The following is a 1,633-nucleotide window of genomic DNA, read 5'->3' as shown; positions in this document are numbered from 1 at the left end:
GATAGCGGACCGAGACAATATATCTAATGGAAGTTGATACCATGTCTAACGAAACCGTTACCTATTCCCTAGAAGCTGTTTTGACGAGGATTGAAGGGAAAATTGACAATCTCCAAAAAGATGTTAACCAAAAATTTGACAGTTTCCAAAAAGATGTTGACCAAAAATTTGAAAGTCTCCAAAAAGATTTTAACCAGAAATTTGACAAAATCGACGAAAGGTTAAATAAGCTAGAGGTAGGACAGGCAAAGTTAACCGAAAAGGTTGAAGGAATCGATAATCGCCTAAAATCAGTGGAAGGAACCCAAAAAAATCAGGTTTGGACATTAATTATTCTTTTGGCAAGTGCGATCGCTACTGCTGGTTGGAAAGTATTTTTTTCAGGTAATCCCTAGAATTAATCTGTGGCTATTATTCACAGTTTCAAGTTTTGTCATCCCGGAAAAACGATGTTCTCAGACAACCTCAAACCGGTTTAGTCTTAAAATAGTCCCCGATAGCGGACCGAGACAATATATCTAATGGAAGTTGATACCATGTCTAACGAAACCGTTACCTATTCCCTAGAAGCTGTTTTGACGAGGATTGAAGGGAAAATTGACAATCTCCAAAAAGATGTTAATCAAAAATTTGACAGTTTCCAAAAAGATTTTAACCAAAAATTTGACAAAATCGACGAAAGGTTAAATAAGCTAGAGGTGGGACAGGCCAAGTTAACCGAAAAGGTTGAGGGCATCGATAATCGCCTAAAATCAGTGGAAGGAACCCAAAAAAATCAGGTTTGGACATTAATTATTCTTGGGGCAAGTGCGATCGCCGTTGCTTTCCTGACAACCTTCTCAAAGATTTGATCTAATCTCAGACAGAATTGACATACCCCACGCCGTAAACGGACGTGGATTTTTCTAGCATCACTGCTGTGAATTTCTGGGTCAACGAGTCCACTTGAATTAGATTCCTGGCGAAATCCCACCTAGAGGTGGTTCTCTCCTCAGACTTTCGCGACCTTACAGAAGCCTGTTTTCGTCTGCCCGACGATACAGTTCCAAACCTCTAAAATAATTGGTTTCTTTGGTACTTGGTGCTGAGAGCTTTTACCTATAGGAGCATTCCCCTAGAGAACCCCATAACTCTAGTTTTCAAGGTGCGTTCATCGGTTGATGACTGGGTTTTTTCAGCGGTTGTTTACCCGGCCCCCTATTTTTAATATTATACATCCTATAAAGTCGCCCTCAAAGGGCGAGGCTTTAAACCCAATTTTTCGTAAGCCGGAGGCAATTACCAACTCTTTATATGCGAGAATAGCCTGTGTGAAAAACCTAGGTAATTGTTATGGTTGCACATATACAAAATAGGCAGTTTAACGGGTTGTCTAGCCAAGAAGCTGGCGAGCGATTGAAACAGCACGGCTACAATGAACTCCCCTCAACCCAGCATCGTACTTTTTTAACCATCGCCCTAGACATTATCCAAGAGCCGATTTTCCTGCTCCTGATTGCCTGTGGTGTCATCGAAAATTTGGGTCTGAAACCCCGTCGTTCTACGACGGCTTTACTGTTAAATATTAGCACATTTACGAAATATATGCTAAAATGTGAGACATGGAAAAAGCCTACTCGTTTCGATTTTACCC

3 protein-coding genes are annotated in these 1,633 nt (G+C 40.7%); all 3 read left to right on the top strand.

The features are described from left to right. The first annotated feature begins 41 nt into the window (after positions 1 to 41). A complete protein-coding gene (locus tag IQ242_RS24225; protein ID WP_193957672.1) occupies positions 42 to 395 on the top strand; it encodes a DUF4164 family protein in 354 nt (117 codons plus the stop codon). A gap of 141 nt (positions 396 to 536) precedes the next feature. Next, a complete protein-coding gene (locus IQ242_RS24220) occupies positions 537 to 851 on the top strand; it encodes a DUF4164 family protein (protein ID WP_193961711.1) in 315 nt (104 codons plus the stop codon). Between the two features lie 481 nt (positions 852 to 1,332). Next, the coding region (locus tag IQ242_RS26515; RefSeq protein WP_228021193.1) for a cation-transporting P-type ATPase at positions 1,333 to 1,633 on the top strand (301 nt) is incomplete at its 3' end.

The organism is Microcystis sp. LEGE 08355 (assembly GCF_015207185.1).
Lineage (GTDB): Bacteria > Cyanobacteriota > Cyanobacteriia > Cyanobacteriales > Microcystaceae > Microcystis > Microcystis panniformis.
Note: the sequence above shows the minus strand (reverse complement) of the source record. Positions and strands in the feature narration are given on the sequence as shown.